General features: G+C 44.4%; 23 protein-coding genes. 17 read left to right on the top strand and 6 right to left on the bottom strand.

Annotated features, from left to right (window positions below; all coding sequences use genetic code 11):
* Window positions 1–10 precede the first annotated feature (10 nt).
* From miaA to hflX, 8 genes are all read left to right on the top strand, one after another.
* The gene (miaA, locus tag JNK13_07420) at window positions 11–1,063 is read left to right on the top strand and encodes a tRNA (adenosine(37)-N6)-dimethylallyltransferase MiaA (GenBank protein ID MBL7662564.1); all 1,053 of its coding nucleotides are present in this window, start codon (window positions 11–13) and stop codon (window positions 1,061–1,063) included.
* A gap of 201 nt (window positions 1,064–1,264) precedes the next feature.
* Window positions 1,265–2,236 carry an acetyl-CoA carboxylase carboxyltransferase subunit alpha gene (locus JNK13_07415; protein MBL7662563.1) on the top strand — a complete coding sequence of 324 codons (972 nt, stop codon included), beginning with the start codon at window positions 1,265–1,267 and terminating at the stop codon, window positions 2,234–2,236.
* Between the two features lie 79 nt (window positions 2,237–2,315).
* Window positions 2,316–2,615 (top strand): hypothetical protein, encoded by a 300-nt coding sequence (locus JNK13_07410; GenBank protein ID MBL7662562.1) that lies wholly within the window; start codon window positions 2,316–2,318, stop codon window positions 2,613–2,615.
* A 14-nt stretch (window positions 2,616–2,629) separates the two neighbouring features.
* Window positions 2,630–2,893 carry a translation initiation factor IF-1 gene (gene infA / locus JNK13_07405; protein ID MBL7662561.1) on the top strand — a complete coding sequence of 88 codons (264 nt, stop codon included), beginning with the start codon at window positions 2,630–2,632 and terminating at the stop codon, window positions 2,891–2,893.
* The gene (thiD, locus tag JNK13_07400) at window positions 2,893–3,690 is read left to right on the top strand and encodes a bifunctional hydroxymethylpyrimidine kinase/phosphomethylpyrimidine kinase (protein MBL7662560.1); all 798 of its coding nucleotides are present in this window, start codon (window positions 2,893–2,895) and stop codon (window positions 3,688–3,690) included. The genes infA and thiD overlap by 1 nt, the downstream gene beginning before the upstream one ends.
* A 221-nt stretch (window positions 3,691–3,911) precedes the next feature.
* Complete coding sequence (locus JNK13_07395) at window positions 3,912–5,138, top strand: site-specific DNA-methyltransferase (protein ID MBL7662559.1); 1,227 nt, start codon at window positions 3,912–3,914, stop codon at window positions 5,136–5,138.
* A 3-nt stretch (window positions 5,139–5,141) separates the two neighbouring features.
* Window positions 5,142–6,554 (top strand): cobyrinate a,c-diamide synthase, encoded by a 1,413-nt coding sequence (locus JNK13_07390; protein MBL7662558.1) that lies wholly within the window; start codon window positions 5,142–5,144, stop codon window positions 6,552–6,554.
* Between the two features lie 274 nt (window positions 6,555–6,828).
* On the top strand, window positions 6,829–8,598 hold the full coding sequence (hflX, locus tag JNK13_07385) for a GTPase HflX (protein ID MBL7662557.1): 1,770 nt from the start codon (window positions 6,829–6,831) through the stop codon (window positions 8,596–8,598).
* Window positions 8,599–8,866: 268 nt separating this feature from the next.
* Here the strand turns inward: hflX and JNK13_07380 are convergent, their stop codons facing one another.
* The 3 genes from JNK13_07380 to JNK13_07370 all read right to left on the bottom strand — a co-directional run bounded on the left by JNK13_07380 (window position 8,867) and on the right by JNK13_07370 (window position 12,010).
* Window positions 8,867–9,844, bottom strand: a complete 978-nt coding sequence (locus JNK13_07380; protein MBL7662556.1) for a transposase — start codon at window positions 9,842–9,844, stop codon at window positions 8,867–8,869.
* Between the two features lie 78 nt (window positions 9,845–9,922).
* Window positions 9,923–10,846, bottom strand: coding sequence for a hypothetical protein (locus JNK13_07375; GenBank protein MBL7662555.1), 924 nt, complete (start codon window positions 10,844–10,846; stop codon window positions 9,923–9,925).
* 15 nt (window positions 10,847–10,861) lie between these two features.
* Window positions 10,862–12,010: a PLP-dependent transferase gene (locus JNK13_07370; protein MBL7662554.1), complete on the bottom strand. Its 1,149-nt coding sequence runs from the start codon at window positions 12,008–12,010 to the stop codon at window positions 10,862–10,864.
* A gap of 346 nt (window positions 12,011–12,356) precedes the next feature.
* On the opposite strand from JNK13_07370, the gene JNK13_07365 reads away from it, so the two are divergent.
* The 5 genes from JNK13_07365 to JNK13_07345 all read left to right on the top strand — a co-directional run bounded on the left by JNK13_07365 (window position 12,357) and on the right by JNK13_07345 (window position 18,357).
* Window positions 12,357–13,340, top strand: coding sequence for an efflux RND transporter periplasmic adaptor subunit (locus JNK13_07365; GenBank protein MBL7662553.1), 984 nt, complete (start codon window positions 12,357–12,359; stop codon window positions 13,338–13,340).
* Window positions 13,327–14,004 carry an ABC transporter ATP-binding protein gene (locus JNK13_07360; GenBank protein ID MBL7662552.1) on the top strand — a complete coding sequence of 226 codons (678 nt, stop codon included), beginning with the start codon at window positions 13,327–13,329 and terminating at the stop codon, window positions 14,002–14,004. Before JNK13_07365 ends, JNK13_07360 begins: the two co-directional genes overlap by 14 nt.
* An 8-nt stretch (window positions 14,005–14,012) precedes the next feature.
* Entirely contained in the window at window positions 14,013–15,221 is a 1,209-nt protein-coding gene (locus JNK13_07355) for an ABC transporter permease (protein MBL7662551.1), read from the top strand.
* Between the two features lie 74 nt (window positions 15,222–15,295).
* A complete protein-coding gene (locus tag JNK13_07350; GenBank protein MBL7662550.1) occupies window positions 15,296–16,483 on the top strand; it encodes a serine/threonine protein kinase in 1,188 nt (395 codons plus the stop codon).
* Window positions 16,484–16,488: 5 nt separating this feature from the next.
* The gene (locus JNK13_07345) at window positions 16,489–18,357 is read left to right on the top strand and encodes an isoprenylcysteine carboxylmethyltransferase family protein (GenBank protein ID MBL7662549.1); all 1,869 of its coding nucleotides are present in this window, start codon (window positions 16,489–16,491) and stop codon (window positions 18,355–18,357) included.
* On the opposite strand, the gene JNK13_07340 is transcribed toward JNK13_07345, so the two are convergent.
* On the bottom strand, window positions 18,354–19,001 hold the full coding sequence (locus JNK13_07340) for a hypothetical protein (protein MBL7662548.1): 648 nt from the start codon (window positions 18,999–19,001) through the stop codon (window positions 18,354–18,356). The two genes, JNK13_07345 and JNK13_07340, sit on opposite strands and share 4 nt — an antisense overlap.
* Window positions 19,002–19,344: 343 nt before the next feature.
* Between JNK13_07340 and JNK13_07335 the strand changes: the two genes are divergently transcribed.
* From JNK13_07335 to JNK13_07325, 3 genes are read left to right on the top strand one after another with little or no spacing between them, the layout of a single operon-like run.
* On the top strand, window positions 19,345–20,139 hold the full coding sequence (locus tag JNK13_07335; protein MBL7662547.1) for an enoyl-CoA hydratase/isomerase family protein: 795 nt from the start codon (window positions 19,345–19,347) through the stop codon (window positions 20,137–20,139).
* A gap of 57 nt (window positions 20,140–20,196) precedes the next feature.
* Window positions 20,197–20,967 carry a phosphatidylserine decarboxylase gene (gene psd / locus JNK13_07330; GenBank protein ID MBL7662546.1) on the top strand — a complete coding sequence of 257 codons (771 nt, stop codon included), beginning with the start codon at window positions 20,197–20,199 and terminating at the stop codon, window positions 20,965–20,967.
* 36 nt (window positions 20,968–21,003) lie between these two features.
* Window positions 21,004–21,993 carry a phosphoribosylaminoimidazolesuccinocarboxamide synthase gene (locus tag JNK13_07325; protein ID MBL7662545.1) on the top strand — a complete coding sequence of 330 codons (990 nt, stop codon included), beginning with the start codon at window positions 21,004–21,006 and terminating at the stop codon, window positions 21,991–21,993.
* Between the two features lies 1 nt (window position 21,994).
* On the opposite strand, the gene JNK13_07320 is transcribed toward JNK13_07325, so the two are convergent.
* Together JNK13_07320 and JNK13_07315 are read right to left on the bottom strand one after the other, a co-directional pair.
* Window positions 21,995–22,291: a DUF1330 domain-containing protein gene (locus tag JNK13_07320; protein ID MBL7662544.1), complete on the bottom strand. Its 297-nt coding sequence runs from the start codon at window positions 22,289–22,291 to the stop codon at window positions 21,995–21,997.
* 136 nt (window positions 22,292–22,427) lie between these two features.
* Window positions 22,428–22,844 carry a hypothetical protein gene (locus tag JNK13_07315; protein ID MBL7662543.1) on the bottom strand — a complete coding sequence of 139 codons (417 nt, stop codon included), beginning with the start codon at window positions 22,842–22,844 and terminating at the stop codon, window positions 22,428–22,430.
* A gap of 202 nt (window positions 22,845–23,046) precedes the next feature.
* Between JNK13_07315 and JNK13_07310 the strand changes: the two genes are divergently transcribed.
* On the top strand, window positions 23,047–24,250 hold a 1,204-nt coding region (locus JNK13_07310), incomplete at its 3' end, for a hypothetical protein (GenBank protein MBL7662542.1).

Here is a 24,250-nt window from a genome sequence, read left to right as displayed (position 1 = left end):
TATTCACTGCATGAAAAGAACAGCTCTTGTGATCACCGGCCCGACTGCTTCTGGTAAGAGCGCTTTAGCGGAGGCGCTTTGTGAGAAATTTAATGCTCAGCTGATTAATGCAGATGCTGTGCAAATCTATCAAGGCTTTGATATCGGGAGTGCAAAGCCCGACGCGAAAACTAGAGAGCGCTATAAATTACTTTCTGTCTTAAGCCCAGACGAGCAGATCAGTGCTGGGAAATTCCGAGAATTATGCTTAGCCGAGCTTGAAGCGACTTGGCAGCGCAAAAAATTACCGATTGTTGTCGGTGGATCGGGACTCTACCTGCGGGCTCTTTTAAGCCCTTTTTTTAATGAGGCCGAGATTGGCGAAAATCAACTTAACACAGCTGAAAAAACAGTACTTGAGATTGAAGAGCGTTTTGCGATTGATTGCCCGACCCGCCATGAATTTAGTGAAAAAATGCACGAATTCTTAGCGGCAAAGGATCCTGTGCGCGCAGCAAGTCTTGACCCACATGATTTAAAGCGCATCCGACGTTCCTTGATTTTAAGCTTTGCAGCAAAAACTTCATTTAACGAAGTAGCAAATACGACAAATACCAAAGCAGATCTCAATGCTCTTGTTGTGGCCTTGCTGCCGGATCGCGAAGCTTTATACCAACGGATTGAGAGCCGTGTGGATCAAATGCTTGAGTCCGGCTTGATCAACGAAGTTCAAGGATTAATTGACCGGTGGGGGCGAAAGATTAAACCGCTCGAAGCGATTGGCTACAAAGAAGTGCTACAGTATTTGGACGAGAAAATTTCAAAAGATGAAATGCTTGAACTGATCAAAAAACATTCACGCAATTTTGCTAAGCGCCAGCTGACTTGGTGGCGGCATCAGCCGCAAACACTTGGCTGGGAGATCGTCACTGAAAATTTGCAGCTAGTAAACTTAAACTCTAAGGTCGATTTTGAAAAATTTTTACTGCGGGAACTCGAAATTATCTCCGCAGCGGATCGTCGAGCAGGGGAAAATATCCTTAGATATCAAGGGGTTAGCGCCTTCGGGGAAGAGTTGTTTTGATGTGTAAGTTGGCAAGTTGCGTTTCTCCTGACTTATCGTTAACCTTCGACCCAAGTTTGAACAATTACTTTTTAGCTGGTTACTCACACCGATGTTTTCCAGCGTGTAATCGCTGCGATGCTGCAATCCGTAGGATTGCTTATTTCGCAGCCAATAAGAAAATCAAAACACCTTATTAATTTGATTTAGGAAATTTACTGCTTGGACTTTAGTCAGTTTCTCGACTTTGAACAGCCTGTTGTTGAATTAGAACAGCAGATTTCAAGATTACGCGTAGAAGTGGAAGGGGGCGATCATAGTAGGATTGCCGAGATGGAACGTTTAGAGCGCAAACTCGAAAAAACGCGTTCTGATGTTTATGACAACCTTACCGCTTATCAGCGCGTGCGTCTGTGCCGGCACTTTTTACGACCCTTTACGCTGGACTATGTTGCGCGTTTTATCGAAGATTTTACGGAGCTCCACGGTGACCGAGCGTTTGCTGATGATGGAGCAATTGTCGGTGGAATCGGCAAAATCAATAATGAGCCTGTGATGGTTGTTGGCCACCAACGTGGACGAACTACTCAAGAGCGAATTGCCCGGAACTTTGGCATGCCTCAGCCGGAAGGTAATCGTAAGGCGCAGCGACTTTTTAAGCTTGCTGAGAAGTTTAAATTACCGCTCTTATTATTTATCGACACCCAAGGAGCATATCCTGGGCTTGAAGCTGAAGAACGTGGTCAGGCAGAATCGATTGCGCGCAGCTTAATTGTGCTTGCAGGATTAAAGACGCCGATCGTTTCGATTGTAATTGGTGAGGGTGGCAGCGGCGGAGCTTTGGCCTTAGGTGTTTGCGATCGATTGCTCATGATGGAAAATGCAACTTACTCAGTGATTACGCCAGAGGGCTGTGCTGCAATACTTTGGGGTAAAAGCGAGGCGGAAAATGTTGGCGAATATGCCAAGGTTGCTGCCGAGTCACTTAAAGTAACTGCGCAGTCATTGCTTGAAACTGCGATTGTCGACGAAATTGTTAAGGAGCCGCCGGGCGGGGCACATCGTGACCACGACCAAGCAGCATTGCTCCTCGAGCAAGTGATTATTAAGCACTTAAATGACCTCAAACGCTATAGCGCCACAGAGTTAGTGGAAAAGCGTTACCAGAAGTACCGCAGCATTGGAGCATCCTAGTCCGCGTCGAACATGGATTAACTGAGTCTGAAATTAAATCTGCATTAGTTTTTTAATTTGTGAAGGAATGATGTGAAATATGAATAAATTACCCCCTGGCTATATACCACTTACGGCGCACTCGTTGCCCGATGCAAATTTAAACGGCAACGGCAGTCAAGGCCGCAGTAGCAACGGTGGTGGCCGCTCGGAGGGCCGCAACAATTATCGCAATAATAACGGAGGTGGACGCGGCAGGCATGCTAATAACCATCGCCGGCGTGGTCCTGGACGGATGATTGCGGGCGATAACGCAAATGGAAACTACAATAGTGAAAGTGAATCCTTTCAAAATGATCAAACCAATGCTGACCAATCAGCAGATAACGAAGACGTATAGCGAGGAAGCATTCAATGGGTAAAGACGATCAGATAGAACTTGATGGCGTTGTTAAAGAGTGCTTTCCGAATACAACTTTTCGCGTCCAGTGCGAAAACGGCCACGAACTATTAGCTTATTTAGCGGGCAAAATGCGGCGTTTTTATATTCGCGTGCTGCCAGGGGATCATGTGCGTGTGCAAATTTCTCCTTATGATTTAACGCGTGGACGTATTATCCGACGTTATAAACAGCCTCCCGGAGCATCCACTGAGAACACTGAGTTTGAAGAGCTTTAATGCATCCAGTTGCGCTTACAATCGCTGGTTCTGACAGCGGGGCGGGCGCAGGAATTCAAGCCGACTTAAAAACATTTTCTGCACTTGGTGTATACGGAGTCACTGCAATTACTGCAGTGACTTCGCAAAACACTTGTGCGGTGACAGCAGTCCACAATTTGCCAATTGAACATATCATCAGCCAATTGCAGGCGCTTTATGCTGATTTCTCAATTCATGCAGCAAAAACTGGGATGCTGAGTACTGCTGAAATTATTGCTGCTGTTGCACAGGCAATTAAGACGCAGGGTCCAAAGTCTTACATTTTAGATCCAGTTTGCGTGGCCACGAGTGGCGCTAAATTAATTGAGCCCAACGCACTCTCGGTGCTTAAATCCGAACTCTTTCCATTGGCTGAAATCATTACCCCAAATCTTCCAGAAGCGGCTTATTTGCTTGGTTTTGATGAGGAAGTGCTAGCAAATGAGCCAAAAGCAGCGCTTGCAGCTTTGCACGCCCTTGGTGCAAGGGCAGTTTTACTTAAAGGTGGACATGCCACTGGGGATTTAGCTGTAGATTATTTTTCAGACGGCACAAGCGTTTTCGAACTTTCTTTGCCACGGATTAAAACCAAAAATACTCACGGAACTGGCTGCAGCTTAGCTGCTGCAATCACAGCACTACGTGCTAAGGGTAAGTCACTTGAAGAAGCAGTGCGTGGAGCCAAGCAGTTTGTTTTTAACGCACTTAAAGCTTCAAGCGAAAGAAATTTAGGACAGGGCTTTGGTCCGATCGATCACTTCTTTGAACGAAGCTAACTACTTACGTCATTTTGCGAAAATAATTTCCTAGTACAGTACCAAACTTTAATCTAGTTTACTTGGTGCGAAAGTTAAAATCCTTCGCTAGCGTACACTTACTTTTGCGTTTGCATCGAAGTTAGCAACAGCAAAGTGACAGACTTGTCTTTCTGCGGATGCAGGGTTGTGATTCCGCGGTGACAGGTAACGGCGGTGTGTGACTAAGGGGAAAATTTTTTGTGGCAAGTAAACGTTCATTATCATTGGTAGCTGACCCAATCGAAACAGAGAAAGGTTTTAAGCGTTTTGTCGGGGAACTTTGGACCGCTGAGCAAAGACAAATGCATTCATTGCATTATATTGTTAGCTATCGCGCAAGTTTTAAACCCGAATTACCGGACTTTTGTATTCGTCGTTATTCTAAGCCCGGAGCGGTCGTTTTAGACCCATTTTGTGGGCGCGGAACCACTGTTTTGCAGGCGAATTTGCTGGGGCGGGTTGGTTGGGCAACTGATGTAAACCCGCTGGCTGTCTTAATGGCGCAGGCAAAAACTCAGCCTGCGCGGCTGGATGAAGTCGTATTAAGGTTAAATGATGTAGATTTTCGGCGACCTGTTGATTTGACTGGCTATCAGGAGAACTTTGCTCCATTTTACCACCCCGATACATACCGTGAAATGCTTAACTTAAAAGCATTTTTAAAAAAGAATCGCGATCGCGTAAACCGTTTTATTGAACTGCTCGCGCTTTCACGTTTACATGGGCACTCTCCAGGATTTTTCTCTGTATACTCATTTCCGCAAATTTCAATTCCACCGCAGCGCCAACAAGCAATTAATTTAAAGCGCCACCAAGAACCTGAATATCGACCAATTGCGCCACGAATAATTCGCAAATGTGCACAAGCGCTTCGTGACGGATTTTCTCAGGACTTTTTTCATGCTGCGAGCGCTAATTTTTATGCGGTCTCGGATTCACGGAATCTCAGCTCGATCCCGACAAATTCCGTTGATTTGATTGTAACTTCACCGCCATTTCTCGATAAAGTTGACTATTTGCTGGATAATTGGCTCGAATGTTGGTTTTCCGGAGTGGAACAGAAGGCGTTTAGAGAGAATCTCGTAATGTCACGCTCGATTGCGGAGTGGAAGGAGTTTATTACGGGCGTGCTTCAAGAAATGTCACGAGTATTAAAGCCCGGAAGCTTTGCGATTATTGAAGTCGGTGAAGTCGAGCAAGACGGGAAGACTATTTACCTCGATGAAATAGTTGCTGAGGCTGCAAGTGAAGTGCGTCGAGACGGGAAACGCTTAATCGTTTCTGAGATTTTAGTAAATCAGCAGCAATTTACAAAACTTGCAAACTGCTTCAAAGTTGAGAACAATAAAAAGGGAACAAATACAAACCGCCTCGTCGTCTTGAAGTGCTCTGCACGTACGACAATTGCGCGTAAAGCAAAATCATAATCTATGTCCCATGAACAAACGCTGAGACCTCTATCGCGAGTGCTACTTGCCGGTGCCTCCAGGGGGGCAGGGACAAGTTCAGCAGTGCTGGGCTTACTTGCGGTCCTTAAGCGTAAGGGACAAAGTGTTGCCGCAGCGCGGATTGGACATGGACTAGTCGAAACCACTTTTCATCGGCGAGTCATTGGTCGGCTCTCGCATTCACTTGACCCGTGGATTTTAAGTCTGCCGCAGTTGCTCGATTCGCTCGGGACTTTGTCGTTGGGCACAGATTTGCTGGTGATTGAAGGCGATATTGGAATCTTTGATTCGTATCAAGCTGATGCTGCGGTGAAGAATTTAGCCGATTTTGCGTTATTAACTGAAACACCAGTGATTTTAGTGGTCAATGCGAAGCAATATGCCGAGGGAATTAAGGCGCTTGTTAGTGGATTTATTAATTACGACCGCGAGTTGAAATTTGCAGGGATTATTTGTTCGCATATTCTTGACGATAAGCATGAACAAGTAATTCGTCGTGCTGTCGAGTCGCTGGGGAGCATACCTTATCTAGGTTCAATCTTCATTGGGGATTCCGATCTCTTAGCGGGAAAAGAATATGGGCGTGCACCTGCAGTGCCAAGCTTGATTAGCCGCAGTAAAATTGTGCATGCGGCAGATTTGGTTGAGCGCGGCGTTGATGTAGGCCAAGTGCGCTCGATTGCAGATGCAGCGCCGGCGTTGAAATTGGCTTTTCCACCAAAAATAAATGCACAACGGCGTGTGCGCATCGCTGTTGCCGATGACGCAGCGTTTCATTTAACATTTCAGAATAATTTAGACATTTTGCGCAGTGAAGGGGCTGAGTTAGTGCCCTTCTCGCCGCTTGCCGACCAGAAGTTGCCAGCTCGTATTGGAGGGATTTATCTTCCTAGTGGTTATCCGCATTTATATGCGCAAGATTTACAGAATAATGCGAATTTACGTGCAGAGATTCATGCTTTTGCCAGTGGCGGCGGGACGCTTTATGCAGAAGGAACCGCGCTTGCTTATTGCTGCAAGCAGCTGCAGCTTACTTCGGGGGATATTTATGAAATGCTAGGAATTCTTCCTGGGCTTGCCAAGTCGAATTTCCCGGAAAGTGAGTCAGCTCGTTTGGCCTTAGTTGAAGTTAGTTCATTTGAAGAAACAGTAATCTCTCATGTGGGGTCAAAGTTTCGCGGCTTGAGGGATTTACGGTTTCACGTCCGACTTGAAGATAAAGTTCTAAGCTGTTTTCAAATTCTCGATCCAAGTCAAGGTTCAAGTGTTACAACTGAGGGACTTTCTCCGCATTCAAATACGATTTGTACTTCTGTGCTTGCGCACTGGGGGGCAAATAGTGGCATGGCAAAAACTTTTATTGAGGCCGCGGCTATGCAGGTTATAGGGCAGTGATTTGGGGAAGCTCTGCTTAAGTCCGATCTTGAGCCGATTTCTTCGTCACGAGAGATTTCTGCGATGCTCGTTTATTAACAATAAAGTGCGCTTCTTGCCCTGTAAATATATTAGGGTCGGCTTCCTTGGACTTGGCTCAACCTCGAACTTAATCAGAGCTTCGTTGAGCTTTGCTCCTAGACTAACTCTGGTTTAAAGCGGAAAATATTTTAGCACCCAGTCTAATTGTGCCAGAGCTTTTAATCTTCTATGGATCTGTGTTTAATTAAGTTCCATGCAAGCAATTATTTCGGGTCAAATTAAGTCACTACGTCCTAGTGAGTATAAGCTTTTAGAAAAGCTGGCTAGTCGGCGTTGTGAGCCGCAGGACATCATTGATGCAAATCTTGCTGAGCGGGCAGCCGAACTTGCGCAGTTGCTTGGCGTGCAGGTTGGCTTGTTAATTGAGCGTGAGGGTAAGGTCACGCATGTTGCTGTTGGTAGTAGAGACCGGTTGTACTTGCCAGATCTGGGACGCTTCCGTCTGAGTCGTGCGCGCTTGAGGCGTTTGCGTTTAGTTGTTTTTATGCCGCATGCGCAAGACCGGATTGAGAAGCTCCCCCGTGAGCAGCAACTGATCTTGCGTTTAAGTGCTGCTGGGGCGCGAGAGGAGGTCAGAACTTCTCAGGGCAAGTCAACGTTTGGGCTGGAAATTCCGCGCGATTTCATTACTGACTTAGAAAAGCTACGGCTTGATTTAGTTGCAGTTGTTCCGCTCGGAGATCGTGGGGACATTGGCCCGATTAGTGTTGCGCACTTAACTGCGCCGCAAAATGAATCAGTGCAGTCAAATGATCGAGTTATCACGATTCACTATGGCAAGGTGATTGGGCAGATTGGCATTGATTTTCAGTATTTGATGTCGGAGCTCGAGGAGAGTTTTTCTTCAGCGGCTGAAACGACGGTTGCAACTAAGCCCAATGGTGCAATTTTGGTCGGAGTATATACATGTCCGATTCGGGAAGCTCAGTATTCGATGGATGAGTTAGAGGAGCTGGCGCGAACTGCTGGTGTGACGGTGCTGGATAAGGTGATGCAGCGGCGTAAGGCGATTGACCCAAAGACTGTGATTGGCCAGGGGAAGCTTGAGGAGTTGGTTTTACATAGCCTTGATTTGGGTGCGGAGTTAATCATTATTGATCGGGAGCTTAGTCCTGGGCAGTTGCGTTCGATTACAAATTTAACGGCGTTGAAGGTTTTGGATCGTAGTATGTTGATTTTAGATATTTTTGCGCAGCGTGCCAATACGAGTGAGGGGCGTTTGCAGGTTGAGCTTGCGCAGTTAAAGTATTCTTTGCCGCGGCTGACGGAGAAAGATTCTGGACTGAGTCGGTTGACGGGTGGAATTGGGGGTCGTGGGCCTGGGGAGACTAAGCTTGAGATTGGGCGTCGTCGTGTGCGGGATCGGATTAGTGATTTAGAGAAGCGGATTGATGGGATTTCGCGGCAGCGGGCGTTGCGGCGGGAGCGGCGGCAGGTGCGTGGGGTGCCGGTAATTGCGATTGTTGGTTATACGAATGCGGGCAAGTCGACGTTGTTGAATACGTTAACGCAGGGGTCGGTGTTGGTGGAGAACAAGCTTTTTGCGACGCTTGATCCGTCGAGTCGCAGGATGCGGTTTCCGAATAGTCGGGAGGTGATTTTTGTAGATACGGTGGGGTTTATTCGGGAGCTTCCGCGGGAGTTGGTGACGGCGTTTAGGGCGACGTTGGAGGAGGTGAATGAGGCGGATGTGTTGTTGCATTTGGTTGATGGGACGAGTCCGGAGATGCGGATGCAGATTGAGGTTGTGCAGGGGACGTTGAATGCTTTGGGGTATGGGGACAAGCCGCGGGTGTTGGTGTTGAATAAGGTTGACAAGTTGCAGGCGCATGAAGCTGCCTCCCTAGCTAATGCAGTAGGGGGGCTACTGATCTCTGCGCTAATGAAGGAGGGGCTGACGGAGGTGCTTGCATGTCTTCAGGACCGCATTCTTGACCTCCACCCATCTCAGTCATCTTACTAGGGGGCCTCCTAGATAACCTCCTAGATAACTTGGGAGTCTTCATTATAGAATGCTGTCCGAACCTTGGTAAAATAAATAATATTTAACCTATGGCTATCATGTAAATATTAAAATTCAATCGAAATTCAACCAAAGTAGCATTCAAGATTTCTCGATGTCGAGTCCTTGATAATAAGAAGTTGAGAATTAAACGCATTTTGCAATGCGTTTAATTCTGACGATAGTCACGTATGTAGATTGAGTTCAGTTTAAAACTAAGTTTTGTAATTTAAGTAAATGCCATTGCTGGATTAAGATTAGATAATCTTGGAAATGATGGTGGAAACATCCCTGGAGGGAACTCGAGATCACGTAACCCCTTTTTCCAGGATAAGTATACTTGATAGGCTTGAGTTGCAAGTGAACGATAATGCTTTATAAACTGTTTTCTTAAATCTTCATAATTCGATAAACAAATCATTTTTCTTCCCCACGTTGCGGGAGTATGTTTCTTTAATATCGAACTTCTTTTTAGTAATTTTCTTCCAATCACTGTTTTATTCTTTCGCGCAAGAATGAATTCCTTTTCCTTATTTTCAATCGATAGCTTAACTAAATTTTCAAACTCATCAGGGTTCATTTGCTGAGTTTCATAAAAACATGACTTCCAGCAATAGGGATCTATAGTTAATTTGGCAGTTGTTTGATTTAGTTCTTCTAGAATTTTTACTATGTTGTCATTCTCGTTGTAAGGCGCAGTTGGATTTTTAATACGTGGTACGGAATCTCGAGCAATGGCAGTGCAATTAACGGAATTAGTTCCTTCCATCATAAGATTATATGAACTTACGCCTGGATATTCTGACATTTTAGAGACTAAACAATCTTTAACTGGATTGAGTATCCCATATCCAAACGAATCTAAGGCTTTCTGATAATCGAGAAGCACTGGAGAATCGTAACCTTCACACCAAACTGTACGCTTTCTTCTTCCTAGGAGTCGATTTAGGTAGTGGGCTGTTTCTTGTTTAATGTATCCGATGAATTTAGGGACAAGTTCAGGGTCTGTGACTCTGATAAATAGGTGTCCATGGTTTAGTTCAAAGGTATATCCTGCAAGCTCAACAGGATAAAGCTCTTGGCCCTTGGCAAGAGCCGAGTATATGAGCTTATTCATGAATTCTAGAGGGACAAATGGAAGCCCTTCTTCAGTCCTGAACGTTACCATGATTAGATCATTATTTTTGTAGAATTTGCGGTTTTCCATACAATGCTATATTCGGCCGTTTTAGTTGCATTGTTGCGTACGTAGAGAGGTGGGAGGCTAGTTTTTTGTGGAGGGGGGCTAGTCGGGGTCCGCTGCGCCAATCTTGCGCTTAATAAAGAAAAATTCCTCAAACAACTCCAACTCTCCCCGAACTAACCCCCCAAATCGAATCGAATCACGAGATTCATTGTAAAGCCTCTCCAACTCCACTCCCAGCACCCCCTTGATCCCACAACTCATAAATAACTTAAACTTCCCACTAAACTCCCTCACCACCTCAGGACAACAAGAATGAACCTCCATCGCCACACAGGCATTCAACAACGCCACCTGATACCAAGGTAGAAAACATAAATAATCCGCAACCGTATGCACCCCGACTAAAGTCGTGTATTTTTCATTGCCAATGTGCACATACTTAATTCCCTCTTCACGCTCGATTCTTCTTAACGAACTTAAAATCTTTGGACTCTCCGTTCCAAAATGAATCGCCTTAGGTTTACGCGAAAAAAATCTCAGTACCGCACGATAACGATGATCCACAATCAAACTACCAACGCCCCTTCCACGATACCCCGGAGCAACAATCGCCCGCGAAACCACAGGAAACTCATCATTCTCATAGTCCCTTGCCAGTCTGTTGCGAATCGCCCCAGCAGCAAGAAAAATATAATCTCCTGCACCTAAATCACTCACCCCAACGAAAGTTATAATCCGTGACCCCAGCTCACTACGATCCCGATCCAAAACCTCTTTCCCCTGCTGCAGGACTTCAGCACTAACTTGATCAACCGATTGACACTCCTTCACTCTCCACGTATGCGGCACATCCGACACTTGCGAAGATTTAATCAAATCAACCTCAAATCGCTCCGGTAACCCATTCACCGCAAAAATTTGGGAAAAACCAGCGTTGCGGGCATAGCGATCCTCAATCAGATCCGCCCCGTAATCAATCCCATCAATCTCTAATGTGCTTTCCCAAGAACCGTAAACAGTCATGTAATCAGCCCGCACCTAAACTTTATCTAAGGCATTTCCAATATCAGCAATCAGATCCGTATCCTTTTCAATACCAACCGAAAGCCGAATCAAGGAATCACTAAATCCACGCTGCAGCCGCTCCTCTCGCGCCATTTCTTTGTGTGACATCTTAGCTGGATAATCAATCAGTGATGCAACAGAACCAAAAGAAACAGCTAAAGAGAAATGCTCAATCGCCCCAATAAATCTCTGCGCCGCTGCCTCATCTCCGTCAATTTCAAAGGAGACTATCCCACCAAATCCCGACATTTGCTGCTTTGCTAAAGCATGCTGCGGATGCTCGCTTAACCCCGGATAATAAATCCGAGAAATTTTCTTGTGTCCCTTCAAAAAACTAGTAATACTTTGGGCATTTGCTTCATGCTGCTTCATGCGAAGCGCTAAAGTTTTAATCCCCAGCATCGTTAAATAACAGTCAAACGGCGCGGGCGATCCACCGACGGCTTTATGAATAAATTTCAACTCCTGCAGTAACTGATCATTGTTAGAAACAACCGCTCCACCGATAACATTAGTATGCCCAGATAAATACTTCGACGTGCTGTGAATTACTAAGTCTGCACCCAGCTCAAGCGGCCTCTGCAAATAAGGCGTAGCCATCGTATTATCAATTGCTAAGAGTATCCCCCGTGCTTTTGTTAGCTTACTTAGCGCCGCAATATCCGTAATAGAAAGCAGTGGATTTGAAGGCGTTTCTACATAAATTAATTTTGTCTGCGCATTAATTGCCTCCTCAACTGCAGCCAAATTTGTTGTGTCGACATAAGAAAAACTCATATTTTTCTTTTGCGTAAAACAACTAAATAAGCGATGCGTACCACCATAAATATCTGCCGTCGAAATGATGTGATCGCCAGGCGCAAGTAATTCAGTCACAGCATTAATTGCCGCCAATCCAGAACTAAAAACTATTCCGTATTTTGCATTTTCTAACCCGGCAATGGTGTTGCGCAACGCCTCCTCAGTTGGATTATTTGTGCGCGTATACGTATACTCTTCCCACGTCCCAGGAATTTTTTGTTTGAAGGTAGAGTTTTGATAAATCGGAACATTCAGTGAACCTTTTTCGCCAAATTGCTTACTGAAATTCACTACAGCTGTTTCAATGCTAATTTTTTTCATTGATTCTAACCCTTGATAATCTAAGACTCAGCATAGATTACTGCGGATCATAAAGCCTGTCTAATCCTGATTTTGCGCGCAAATCTTCAACGAAAAATTCAGAGTTTGCCCACGAGTCAAATGCTAAGTATAAAATCCACAACAGCATACCCACTGCCAAAAGTTTTTTCGCTTAACGAAACTTTCGCCACTAGGTATGTATTTATTTCATCCAGTAAAATTAGTTTACTGAATGATTAGACTGATTGCTTCAGCTGTCGATATTTTGGCACTTAGTCTCATTAAATGTATTCAGATCAGCTTCTCGTGCTTTGCGGGGTTGCTATTGGTTAAAGTCACTAATTAAATGCGCGTTTTGATTTGCCTTCTTTCGATCCTTACAGCCTGCACTACGCCACCCGTAGTTAAAGTAGCAAGAGTTAAGCGTGCCACTATTGCTGAAACAGTTTCTAGCATTACTTCAGGAACAATTGAAGCTGAGCAGTCTGCCGAGCTTTCTTTTGGGGCCGTGGGTCGCGTAAAAACATTAAATACGCGCATCGGTAACCTGGTAAAACGCGGAGAAATTTTAGCTGAACTTGAAAATGATGATCTAAAATCTCAACTGCTCATTACCAATCAAGAGCTGGCGCGACATGAAAATCTTTTTAAAATCAAAGCAATCTCAGAAAGCGCGCTGCAAACGATTCGCATGCAGCGGGATTTGGCCAAAGGAGCTTACGAAAAAAGTCAGATCATCGCGCCCTTCGATGGACTGATCGCAGAACTGAATCTGGAAGTCGGACAACTTTCTCAGATTACAGCAGTTATCCCTAAACCGCTAATTCGTATCGTTGATACGCTGCCGCGTTACGTCCAGGCCGAGATTGATGAAGTTGACATCTCGAAAGTAAAAGTCGGCATGCCAGCAAAGGTTACAATTTTAGCTACACGCCGTGAACCTTTTGAAGCCAGCGTCCGTAAAGTCATTAACTATGTCACCTCAGCAAAAGAACAAGATCGCACCTCACAAATTGAACTAGACTTGGCCGCAGATCGTCAAGAGTTGATCCCGGCTGGTGCTTCTGCCGATGTCGAAGTAGTGATTCAAATCCATGAGAACGCATTAGTTGTGCCAGTGCGTGCACTCTTGGGACGTGCGAATCAGCGCTATCTTTATATTTTGCAAGACAGTAAGGCGCAGCGACGTGAGGTTAAAACGGGAATCGTCAATTATGAATATGCCGAAATCCTTGTTGGATTATCTGAATCCGATACAGTCATCGTCCCTTCGGAGAAAGACGAAATCTCAGATCAAGTAACTGTGTCAGTGAAAGATGAAGCAAATTGAGCTCGTCAATTTATCTAAGCAATTTGTTCGCGGTGAAGAAACGATTGAGGCACTGCGTGCAATTAACTTGACGGTCAACTCAGGTGATTTCATTAGTGTCACTGGCGCCTCTGGCAGTGGCAAGTCAACACTGCTGCATATTATCGGGTTACTCGACAGAGCAAGCACTGGGGATTATTTTCTTAACGGGATTAATACAGTTTCCTTAAACGATCCCGAACGCGCGCAGCTGCGTAATACAGCTTTGGGTTTCATTTTTCAAAGTTTTTTTCTACTCCCTAAGGTTTCAGCACTCCGTAACGTCACGATGCCTTTGGTTTATCACGGCGGAATTTCAATTAAAGATCAAAAAATGCGTGCAGAAGAAGCACTGCTCAAGGTCGGTTTGCAGGACCGGATGAAGCATTTGCCTAACGAGCTTTCGGGTGGACAGCGTCAACGTGTGGCAATTGCTCGTGCGATCGTCAACCATCCACAAATTCTTCTGGCTGATGAGCCAACCGGAAATTTGGATTTTAAAACCGGTCGGAGCATTTTAGCTTTATTTAACACACTTAACCAAGAAGGAATGACGATTTTGATGGTCACGCACGATGCTGAGATTGCTCAATATGGCAAGCGTCAAATCACATTCTTTGATGGTCTGATGACTGTGAGTCGGTAGGTCAAGAAATGATTATCGGTGAATCAATCCGTTTAGCGGTCGAATCTTTAAGACATCACAAGCTCAGAACATTCCTCACGATTCTGGGAATGACAATCGGTGTTTTTGCTGTAGTTGCTTTGGTTTCGCTGGGACAGGGCGCAAAAAATTATGTCATGTCTGAATTTGAAAACCTGGGCACAAATATTATTTTAATCCAACCTGGAAAGAGCGATAAGAAATCCAATTTTGGACCACCGATTGGATCGGCCGCGACAAAAATGACGTTAGCTGACGTTAAAGCTTTACAAAAGAAAACTTATACTCTCGAAGCAGTTACTGGCGTTGTGCTGGGCACGGCGAGTATTCGCTATCAGGAGTCAGTCAGTAATGCGCAAGTCTTAGGCACAAATGATCAATTCCCGAAGATCATTAAGATTCGAATCGATAGCGGAAGTTACTATAGTAGTGAAGAAGATGACTATGGAAGACGGGTAGTTGTTCTAGGAGCGAAGCTTTATCAGCAATTGTTTGGCCGCGAATCAGCGCTAGGCAAGTCAGTGAAACTAAATAGCAGCGAGTTTCGGGTGATTGGAACACTCCTTGATGCCGGGGATACCTTGGGTTTGAATATTGATGAATTTGCCTTTATCCCTACGCAGTCGGCTTTACGTTTATTTAATGAAGATAAATTATTTGGCATTCGCGCCAAGGCAAACGCTAAGGTTACAATTGATCTTGCAGTCGAAGAAATTACTAATATCTTGAAAGAACGCCGTGACGGCGAGGAAGATTTCACTGTGATTACTCAATTAACAATGATGGACAGTATGAATAACTTACTGGACATGCTTTCCTATGTTTTGGGCGGCATTGCTGCAATCTCAATGCTTGTTGGCGGTATTGGAATTATGAATATCATGCTTGTCAGTGTCACTGAACGAACTCAAGAAATCGGGATTCGTCGTGCAGTCGGTGCGCGTAAAAGAGATATTATGTCGCAGTTTATCAGTGAGGCAGTGATGCTTTCGGTTTTGAGCGGGTTAATCGGAATTCTCTTAGCTTCCTCCTTGGCGTTTGTGTTCCGGATTTTTTATCCAAGTTTTAACATGCAGGCACCGTATTGGATTTATCTTCCGGCGTTTCTACTTTCTGTAATCGTTGGTGTTGTTTTTGGCGCATGGCCAGCAAGAAAAGCAAGTAATATCCAGATCCTTGATGCCTTGCGACATGAATAGATTCTACTTGTATCATCCGTTTATGCTAGCTATGATGCTGTAAATTATTGACTTTTTTGTAAATCAAAGCGGAAATGCCAGACGAGCGTAATACTTTTATTGTTAAGCTTAATCCCGGTGCTTTAGTTGGGAATAAGCGCTATGAGATTGTTGACATCATCGGCGAAGGTGCGATGGGAACAGTCTATCTTTGTCGTCGCAAGGATTTAGATGATCGTGTTTTTACTCTCAAAGCCTTACGTCCAGATATTGCCAGTGATTTGACAATTGCCGAGCGTTTCCGCAACGAAGTCATGGCGGCTTTCGACGTTTCCCATAAAAACATTGTACGTGCTTATGATTATATCAACGAGGACGGCCTTGTCGCTTATACCATGGAGTATGTTGAGGGCGGAGACCTAGCGAATTATTTGCTCAGTCAAACCGACCGCATTCCCGTGAAGAACGCCATCGATATTATGATGGAAATTGCAGAAGGCACAGAGGCCTTGCATCAAGCCGGAATTATCCACCGTGACTTGAAACCTGAGAACGTGCTTTTATCCAAAGAGGGGCATGTCAAAATATCGGACTTCGGGATTTCGATCATCGGTAATAAAAAGCGCCAAACCCAAACTGGTAGTTTGGTTGGAACTGTTAATTATTTAAGCCCAGAATATTTACTTGAAGGTAAGGTTGATAAGCGCTCGGATATTTATGCAATTGGTGTGATTGCTTATGAGCTTCTGACCAAGAAACATCCTTTCCCTGGGGACAGTATGTTTCAGAGCATGAAAAAACAAGTTGATGCAACGTTTGATCCGCCACGAAAATTACGTCCGGATTGTCCAATGATTTTGGAGTCAATTATCCTTAAATGTTTGCGCATTAATCCTGATGACCGCTATCAATCCTGCGCAGAAATCTTTCAAGAATTAAAAAAAGCTAAGGATTATAAACCAGCATCAACTTTAACAACCGGAACAACTTTGCCCAAGCTTCCTGCTGTAAAATTGGAAATCGAGGGAGTCGAACAGGAGGAGAGTCGATCGCAGTCAGTAAACAATAACAAGCCGACTCAACGCAATCATCCAACTGTGACTCCAAGTTCAGGTAAGATTCCTACGAAAACAAATTTCAAATCTCCGCTACAAACTAATGTTGCCAAGGAAACAGCAGATTACCTTAACCTTGCAGTTACAATACTGATTATTGTTGCTGCGCTGATTATGGGGACGATTGCCTTTTCGTCATTGATCGCTACTTTATTTAAGGCTCATTGATCTTAATGCACTCGACTCGAATTACAAAAATTTTTTATCTGCTTGTTGCTTGGATGTGTTTGTGTCTACAAACGGCATGCGCCGCAGATATTTCCTTTAATCTAAATGTTAGCTCGAAGGATAATGTTGTAACGTTACGGATCTTAAACAGCGGTCGAGATCTTGCCCGTGAGGTTACTGCAAAAATTCAGTTAGGAACTAGTGAGTTAACCGTCAAAGTTGCTGATGAGCTTGCAGCAGGTCAACAGCAAACAGTTAATCAGGAAATTAACATGCCTGAGCAGTCGGGCAGTTATCCGATTATCACCACGATCTATTACCTCAACGAGGGTAAACGCCTGTCTTTAAGCAATCTAGGCAGTTTCCACGTGGGAATCCCTAGTAGGCTAGACGACACGATTAAGCTAAGCCCTCTACGTTTGACCAAGCGCGGCACGCTTGATGTTTTCACGCAGGATCTTGCCGCGGTTCAAGTGGTATTTCCTGACGAGATTGTTGTTTCGAAAAGAGAAATCAAAGCAGATCGTGTGCGCTATACTCTGGATAATGTTTACCAGCAATTTAAGGCAACATATCCGATTTATGCATACGTGACACGCGTTTTGCCCGGGGGTGAGCATGCCTTTACTTATGCAGAGGGTGAAATTTCGACACGCCTGGTAGTCAAGGACCGGTCGCTTTTTAGTGCCAGCGCGATTTTTGCTATTTTTATAGTGAGTTTAGTATTGAGCTTTATCAGTTATCGTCATGGACTGAGCACCGGGTTTTCCAAGTTTAAGATTGCCTTTATTCGCTACACGTTTTCTGTTTGTTGCGTTTCCTTTTTCTACTTAATTTTCAGGCAAGGCTATATTTTTTCTGATTTCGCGCTGGCTAATTTAAGGCCCGATCTTTTCAGCGGTAGCGTAGGAGCTTATTTTTTCCGTGTTTTAAAAACACTCTCGAGTTGGTTCTATTTCGAGGGTGGGGATTACGATAATTTCGCCAAGTATATTGCTGACCCACTTTATATTTACATGCTCTGCATTAATTTCTTCGTGATTTATTATGTGATTCGCCCCATTCCTGACGAGGATAAGTACTGGCAATTAATGAAGTTTTGTTTTTCTTTTGTTCCACTGCGCGTCACGGGAAAACCGCGCGATCACTGGAACCGTCTGACGCGTCTAGCGTTACTGACTTTTTGCGTGAAGCTTTTTTATGTGCCCTTACTGACCAGTTGGACGATTTCTAATACTTTAGGTTTTCTTGGTAATTATGGTCAGCTCATTGCTGCCGTAACAACTGGCAACGCTGTGCGCGCTTTTTATCAACTTAATTCATTTCTCGTATTTTTGTTAATTTATGTAGATGTTGCGATTTTCACTTTTGGTTATTTGACTGAGCTGCCGCAGTTGAAGAACCAAATCAAATCGGTCGAGCCAACTGTTTTTGGTTGGTTTGTTTGCCTTGCATGTTACCCACCATTCAACAGTTTTTCATTTAAACCATTCGATATCGCCCTGACCAATAATTGGGAACCGCCCTTAGGCAATTCATTGCATTGGTTTGCGACAATTTTAATTACTCTACTTTGGGCGATTTATACTTGGGCGTCTGTGGCACTAGGAGTACGTTCCTCGAATCTAACAAACCGCGGAATTATTAGCCGCGGACCTTATCGCTATGTGCGTCACCCAGCATATATTTCAAAAGTAAGCTTGTGGGTTGTGGAAACGGTCTTTTTTGGTCAGCGCACACTGATGCTCATGACCGTGACAGCATTTGTTTATTATTTGCGCGCACTGACAGAAGAGCGGCACTTAGGTCAAGATCCCGATTATCACGAATATAAACGACAAGTTCCTTATCGTTTTATCCCGCGCTTAATCTAGCGAAAACAGGAAGCAGGCAGGCAAGTTGTTTGCACGCTGTCTACTTTGAAACTTAGTAATTTATTGATTTGCGACTTGCTCTGCAGGCGGTAACTACACTGACCATCGTGATTAAGTGCTGCTATTAAAATCGGCGCATTTTTATCAATTTCGATTTCAGTTAACGCACGCATGTCCGTCGCATTTGCGCAGGGCTCTGCGGGAATTAATGCTAAAAAATCTAATCTTCCGGAGAAACGTCGTAAAATTTCACCCAGCGCTCGGGCCTTGCTGCAAAGATCTTCAGTGTCTTTTGGGTTAGCGCAGTCTGGACCCTGACTTCGCCATTTCCTTGTGGAAGAAAGTTGCGTCGGGTTATTTGTGTCGTGATTCTGTCCTTTAAGATTTGCTGTAATATAATTAGGAGATCCTAAATCATCACCCAATTTTGCTACAATCAGTGAAGCGCGCGCAGCGGCAATCAAAGCTTCTTGATTGCCATTCTCAGTTGGTAAAGCATTTTGTGCTGCGAAGTTGTCGGTATGGGTTTGTTGAGATCTGTCAAAAGCAATTTGACTGAGTCGCTTACTTTGGTCGGCATTTGCAGCTGAATTGCAGAAAAAGATCGCGCAAAAAAGTAATTTGGGGACCCAAGTTTTAGGCATAGAGAGCCCTTACTAACCTTGACTGTAAACCTTAGCTGTATTGTTAAGATTCTTCATAAATCGTGACCTATAATCCCCCCCCCGCGACAAGGTCCTCACGGTGTCCTTACGGCGGGAGGGTGGTAAGTCCTTAGAACTACTACGTAGATTGCTATAGTGCGCCGCATAAGTTAGCTTGTAATGCGGAGGATCTGCAGCGCACTATTTGTTGCTTTGCCTCCCTCCGGTCGGCCTTATAGTAGCTTGCAGAATTTACAACCGTGCTAATTTGTAAGCTAAGTTATGCAAGCTACTATAAATCCTAATTCATTTGCGAGATAGAGCTATATCAGGGAGGTCCGCAGTGGATCAGCAAACTAACGCCAAAGTGGAAACTAAACTCGAGTCAGGGATAGCGCAAATTACGTTCCAAGGGGAACGCAGTAATAGCATGAGTAGTGTGGCGCTACGGACCTTAGCGCAAACAATTCACGATATTTCTAAGAATCCTGCTACAAAAGTAATTATTTTACAAAGTGCAGGGGATCGCGCCTTTTGTGCGGGGGCGTCTTTTGATGAACTAGTGTCGATTTCAACTGCCGCTGCTGGGAAGAAGTTTTTTTCTGGATTTGCCGAAGTGATTCTGGCGATGCAAGCTGCCCCACAATTAATTATTGCGCGTGTGCAGGGTAAGGCTGTTGGCGGCGGTGTGGGGTTAATTGCTGCTGCCGATTATGTTTTTGCTACGACAGAATCGAGCGTGCGCTTGAGCGAACTTGCTCTCGGAATTGGGCCCTTTGTGATTGGTCCCGTTGTAGAGAATAAAGTGGGTCGCGCAAATTATGCGGCACTGGCAATTGACGCCGATTGGCGTAGTGCCGAGTGGTGCTTGGCACACGGACTGTATCAGAATCTAGCAAGTTCCGTTCCCGAATTAGATTTAAATGTCATTAATTTTGCTGCCAAGCTTGCCGAGTTTAGTGCGCCGGCGATGCAAGAATTAAAAACCGTAATTTGGGAAAACCTAACTTTAAATCGGGCAGACTCGCTTAGTGACTTATTGGAAAAACGCGCTGAAATTAGTGGCCGCCTAGTGCTTAGTGAAGAAAGCCAGGCAGCAATTGCCCAAGCTAAGCTAGCGCTGACTAAGAGTCGCTGACAATCAACTGCTGCGAGTAAATAACATTCGCAAGAAATTAAGCCACATGCAAACTTCATGAAAATCATTGTCCGCATTTTATTAGAAACAATTCCCAAGCAGTTGATTAGTAACTTGGTTGGATTGATTGCCGCAGTTAAAATGCCTAAGTTTATGCGTAGTTTGATATATCCGATTTATGCCAAGTTTTATGCGCTAGAACTCGCTGAAGCAGAGAAAGATTTAACTGAGTATCCGACTTTTAAAGCGTTTTTTGCACGACGCTTAAAGCCTGGCGTGCGGCCGATTGGTCCTGGATTAATCAGTCCTGTGGATGGTTGCCTTAATGCCTTTGGCCAAATCCAGGCGGGATCTTTGCATCAAATTAAGGGTTGGAATTATTCACTAAGTGACCTGTTGCAGAACCAAGCGCTGGCCAAACAATTAGAAGGCGGACAATATGCCACAATCTATCTTGCCCCTGGAGATTATCACCGCATCCACGCGCCGTTGTCAGGCAGTGTGACAAGTGTTGTCGCGCTGCCGGGCAAGCTTTTCCCAGTTAATCAACTTTCGCTTAATGCGGTGGCAGATCTCTTTGTGAGAAATAAGCGCGTAGTGCTTAGTTTTAATGCCGGACAAGTAGTGCTCGTGATAGTCGGCGCACTAAATGTTGGTTCAATTGAACTTTTTGTTAATGCGGGAGCTAAGGTAGAAAAAGGCCAAGAAATCGCTAGTTTTAATCTGGGTTCTACGGTTGTGCTTTTGCTTGCCCCTCAAGTGCACACCTTAACCGATAATATTTCACAGCAGTCCATTTTTCGTGTAGGAATGACAATTGCTAATTAGAAATTACCAGCTAGAGCATAAAAGCGTTTGATAATTATGATTTCACGACCAGATATAATAAAACAGCTCAATTATACCTTAAAAGAAATTGATCTTCCGTGGCTCGGTGTAAAGTATCGGGGTAAGGTTAGAGATTGCTACACGCGGGTGACTGCGCAGGGACGCAAGGAGCGTATTTTGATTGCGACCGACCGCTTAAGTGCATTTGACGTGGTTTTATCATCAATCCCATTTAAGGGTGCAGTATTATCGGGAATCGCTAAATATTGGTTTGACCAAACTCGGCATATCGTGCCGAATCATGTGCTCAGCACTCCACACCCTAATGTATTTATTGGCCATGAATTAGAGATTGTTCCGATTGAAGTCGTGGTGCGGGCCTATTTAACGGGCAGTGCGTGGCGAGATTATGAGGCAGGGCGTGCCGTGTCTGGAATTGAATTGCCACGGGGGATGAAAAAGCACCAGGCATTTGCACAACCAATTTTAACGCCTTCGACCAAAGAAGCTGTAGGCAAACATGATTTGCCGATTGCTAGTAACGAAATCGTGAAGCGTGGGATTACGACAAGCGCTATTTGGGGTGAAATCTGCGAAAAAGCTCTTAAGGTTTTTGCAATTGGTCAGAAACTTTCCCAGGAACGCGGTTTAATTTTGGTTGATACTAAGTATGAGTTTGGGATTTTACGTAAACCAGGCGGCGCGGTTGAGGTTTATCTGGCGGATGAAATCCATACTCCAGATTCAAGTCGTTACTGGATTGCTGACTCTTATGCCGATCGTTTTGCCGCGGGTGAAGACCCGGAGATGCTCGATAAAGAGTTTTTACGGCGTTGGTTAATTGCTCGTGGCTACATGGGTGAAGGGGTGCCTCCGATTTTGCCAGATGATTTTCGCGTGGAGATTGCGGAGCGTTATCTTGATCTCTATCAGCGTATTACTGGCCAAAGCTTTGATGCTAGTGTCGGGGATACTGAACAAGAAATAGCAGCAGTGCTACAGTCTCTTGGAGAGCTTTCCCAGTAGCTTATTCGCCAATTTGAGCTAATTGCGTACGACCTTTTACGGCTTTATCAAAGTGGGCACGGCGTACTTCGAGATATTTTGGATCAGCAAAGAACTGTTCTGAAACAGTTTTACTCGGAAAGGAAAGTAAAAAGAGACGGTTAATCGGGTGCGTGGCTTCAGTTTTTAGTGTTTCCAGAATTTTAAAATCGTAGCGAAAGTATCCGTTGACTGCATGTACCATGGGAGTCATGCCCTCACGATACAATTTATATTCTTCTTCGTTTACGACATTAAGTCCGACAATTATTGTATACATAGATTGCCCTCAAAATGTTTAAGTCGGAGTTTAACTTGAGCTATCGAGGATAAGCCAGTTTTCGCAATTTGGGCGGGTTTTTAGCAATAAAAAAGGGAGCACAGGGCTCCCTTTTTTGGTTTGTATTTCAAACTTCTTATTGAGTTGGGTCGTCGCCGACTTCGAAGTTGAAGAACATACGAACGAGTGAACGTAGGATGAATGCTCCAACTGCAACTACTAAAAGTCCAAGGGCTGCGCGATAAGCACCTAAAGCGGCACTTACGATCGCACCTAAACCTGCTGTGATCATAATCAACGCGCCAAGGTTACCTTCAAGCAAGAAGAATAGACGATCGCCGACTTCGTAAAGGCGGTTATCTTCGTTTCTTACTCCAGGCGCACCTAGATTTTGCTGCGCGATAGACTCAGCAGCTAAGCCGTGAGCTAAAAGAGCGATACCAAATACAAACAATAAAACTGCTGAATACTTTTCAGCGTGAACACTAAAATGAGCATAAGTACGACCACACAGGGTTCGATACTTGTCGCTCAGTCTTTTTATACTAACCATAATTACCTCCTACGGTGACTACGAAGCGTGCCATTCACGCCTCCTTCCAAAAATCCACATTGCCCAAAGGCAAATGTTTCTTAGTTTCTATAATCTGTTATGGCCGCATAATGAAAAGTGTGCCATTAAGTAAAACATCGTGGGGAAAGATTAAGCTTGCTAAGATATTGATATTATTAGCTTATTTTGACTAGAGCGTTGAATGTCCGAAGAAATTAAGGGAAATACTACCTCTAAGCTGCTCGATTTAACTGTTTTATTGGGTTTTATCGGTGCTTTAAGTCTTTACGTTGTGCAGCCCATTTCGGATGGCGACCTGTGGTGGCACATAGTCTCAGGTCGCTGGATTCTTGCCCAGGGGTCTATTCCGACAAGCGATCAATGGAATATTACGGGTGCAGGTAAGCTCTGGCGCGCTTACTCTTGGAGTAATGAAATTGTCTACGCCTGGGTCCATGACCATCTTGGCCGAGATTTTTTAATTTGCTTATTAATTTCTCTGAGTATTCTCTTTACCTGTGCAGTGGGGTCGTTATTATTCCGCCTCGCAGGGAGCTCTTTTTTTGCTGCTTTTTTAACACTCTTTGTTGTTGCTGGTTGTACTGACCATTTTGCGCTTCGGCCTCAGACATTAACCTATGTTCTTTTTGCAACAGTAATCTATCTGGCCGATCGACTGCATTGCAAGAGAAATAATTATAACTATCTTGAGCTACTCTTGATCACGGGAATTTTTTCGCTCTGGTCAAATACACATTTAACTGCTGTTTTTGGGGTGATTGCGTTGTTACTCTGGAGTTGGCGACTAGATGCGCTCGACCTGGCCCAATTAAAAAGCTCAATCCGCTCACGAGGATTAATTGTGCCGCTAGCTTGTGCCTTGTTTGGAACTTTTTTAACTCCATATTTTGGCGCGGAGTGGTCGGTTTTAGCGCATAAAACAAATCATCCCTTTATCTACAATGAGATTAATGAGTTTAAGCCTGCCAATATCATGAAGTATTCTGTCGCGGCGCTAATTTTATTAATCGTTTTCATGCAAGTTCTGATTTTGCAAGATAAGCAGCGTGTCGCCATGCAGCCCGGGCGTTTACTTTGCACGTTATTTTTTATCTTGCTCGGGTTATCGATTACGAAATTTATGCCCTATGCGTTAATCGCAACAGTTGCTTTGCTAGCAGATTGTTGGAAAGAACAGCGCCAGCGTAGTACGGGCAAATTGAATCAGGCGTTTAGCTTACTTGAGGAGAATTGCGTTAAGTATTTGCGTTATTTTCCAACTAAGCTTTTGATTATTGCAATATTTCTGATTTGCATTAGTGAGCGGCTTTTGATCTTGAGCAAAAATGCTTTTGACTTACGCAGTTATCCTGTCAATGCGAGTAATTTTTTACTTGAAAAGAATT

The organism is bacterium, from assembly GCA_016786595.1.
GTDB lineage: Bacteria > Bdellovibrionota_C > UBA2361 > SZUA-149 > JAEUWB01 > JAEUWB01.
Note: the sequence above shows the minus strand (reverse complement) of the source record. Positions and strands in the feature narration are given on the sequence as shown.